3 protein-coding genes are annotated in these 2,091 nt (G+C 68.4%); all 3 read left to right on the forward strand.

The window, feature by feature from the left end; translation table 11 throughout:
• Positions 1–911 (forward strand): carbohydrate ABC transporter permease (locus C2L59_RS10320; RefSeq protein ID WP_103349306.1); only part of this gene is annotated, 911 nt, incomplete at its 5' end.
• Positions 908–1,753, forward strand: coding sequence for a carbohydrate ABC transporter permease (locus C2L59_RS10325; RefSeq protein ID WP_103349307.1), 846 nt, complete (start codon positions 908–910; stop codon positions 1,751–1,753). The genes C2L59_RS10320 and C2L59_RS10325, both read left to right, overlap by 4 nt.
• A 4-nt stretch (positions 1,754–1,757) precedes the next feature.
• A partial coding sequence (locus C2L59_RS10330; RefSeq protein ID WP_146060303.1) for a DUF624 domain-containing protein occupies positions 1,758–2,091 on the forward strand: 334 nt, incomplete at its 3' end.

The following is a 2,091-nucleotide window of genomic DNA, read 5'->3' on the forward strand; positions in this document are numbered from 1 at the left end:
GGGGCCGGCCGGCCGGCCGCCGCCGCAAGACCCAGCCGGAGGCGTTCGCCTTCCTGACGCCGTGGCTGCTCGGCGCGGTGGCGCTGACCGTCGGCCCGATGGTGGTTTCGCTGTACCTGTCGTTCACCGACTACGACATGTTCACCTCGCCGAAGTGGGTCGGGTTCGGCAACTTCGCGCACATGTTCACCGGCGACGACCGCTACCTGCAGTCGGTCAAGGTCACGCTGATCTACGTGCTGGTCTCGGTGCCGCTGAAGCTGACGGTGTCGCTGCTGGTGGCGATGCTGCTCAACACCCGCCGCGGGGCCAACGGCTTCTACCGGGCCGCGTTCTACGCGCCTTCGCTGCTCGGCGCGAGTGTCGCGGCGGCGCTGGTGTGGCGGGCGCTGTTCATGGGCGGCGGCCCGGTGAACGAGGTGCTGGCGTTCTTCGGCTGGCACACGCCGAGCTGGGTGGACGACCCGCAGTTCAGCCTGGCCTCGATCGTGCTGCTGGGTGTCTGGCAGTTCGGCGCGCCGATGGTGATCTTCCTGGCCGGGCTCAAGCAGATCCCGGCGGAGCTGCACGAGGCCGCCGCGATCGACGGCGCCGGCGCGTTCCGCCGGTTCCGGCACATCACGCTGCCCATGCTGTCGCCGGTGATCTTCTTCAACCTGGTGATGGAGGCGATCCACGCGTTCCAGGCGTTCACCCCGGCGTTCGTCATCGGCGGCGGCCGCGGCGGCCCGGCCGACGCGGACCTGTTCTACACGCTCTACCTGTTCGAGGTCGGCTTCCAGGACTTCCGGATGGGCTACGCGTCGGCGATGGCGTGGGTGCTGCTGGTGGTCATCGCGATCGTGACGGCGATCGTGTTCCGGACGGCGAAGCTGTGGGTGTTCTACGACGACGCGGAGGATCGGAAGTGACGGTGCTCCCGCGCAGTGCTCGTTCGTTCGGCTGGCACCTGCTGTGCCTCGTGATCGTCGCCGTCGTGCTGTACCCGCTGGTTTGGCTGGCGTTCGCGTCGGTCAAGCCGCCGGACGAGATCCTGTCCCGGCTGGCGCTGCTGCCGACCCGGTTCGTCTTCGACGGCTACCCGAAGGGCTGGGAGGGAGCGGCGGACGTCGGGTTCGGCCGGTTCTTCCTGAACTCCTTCTTGGTAGCCGGGTTGTCGGTGGCGGCGAACGTGCTGTCGTGTTCGCTGGCCGCGTTCGCCTTCGCCCGGCTGAAGTTCCGGTTCCGCGGCGCGCTGTTCGCGTTCATGATCACGACGTTGATGCTGCCCTACCACGTCACGCTGATCCCGCAGTACGTGATCTTCCAGCAGGCGGGCCTCGTCAACACGTTCGTCCCGCTGATCCTGCCGAAACTGCTGGCCACGGAGGCGTTCTTCGTGTTCCTGATCGTCCAGTTCATGCGCGGGATCCCGCGGGAGCTCGACGAGGCGGCGATCATCGACGGCTGTTCGGTCTACCGCACGTTCTGGCACGTGGTGCTGCCGCTGTCGAAACCGGCGCTGGTGACGACGTCGATCTTCACGTTCATCTGGACGTGGAACGACTTCTTCACGCAGATGGTGTACCTCAACGACACGGAGAAGTTCACCGTGCCGCTGGGCCTGCGGCTGTTCGTCGACACGAGCAGCGAGTCGAACTTCGGCGCGATGTTCGCGATGTCCGCGCTTGCGCTCGTCCCGATCGTGCTGTTCTTCCTCGCCTTCCAGCGCCTGCTGGTGGAAGGCGTCAGCACCAGCGGCCTGAAGGGGTGAGGCGATGCGGACGCTGAAGCGGTCAGCGGACTGGCGAACCGGGCTCGGCGACTTTTCGGACTGCCTGCTGGCGGGGCTGCTCGTCGCGCTGGCCTCGGTCCCGGTGGTGACGGCGGCCCCGGCCTTCGCGGCGGGCTGCCGGGTGCTGGACCGCACCCGGCGCGCCGTCGGTGGTCCACTGTGGACGACGTTCTGGACGGATTTCCGCGCGGCGGCCCGCGGCGGGGTGGGTTTCGGACTCGGGTGCCTCGCGGCGGTGGCGCTGTTCGCGGTGGACCTGGCGGTGATGGCCTCGATGCCGGGGGCGGGCGTGCTGCGGGCGGCGTTGTGGGTGCTGG

This window comes from Amycolatopsis sp. CA-128772, from assembly GCF_002904295.1.
Taxonomy (GTDB): domain Bacteria; phylum Actinomycetota; class Actinomycetes; order Mycobacteriales; family Pseudonocardiaceae; genus Amycolatopsis.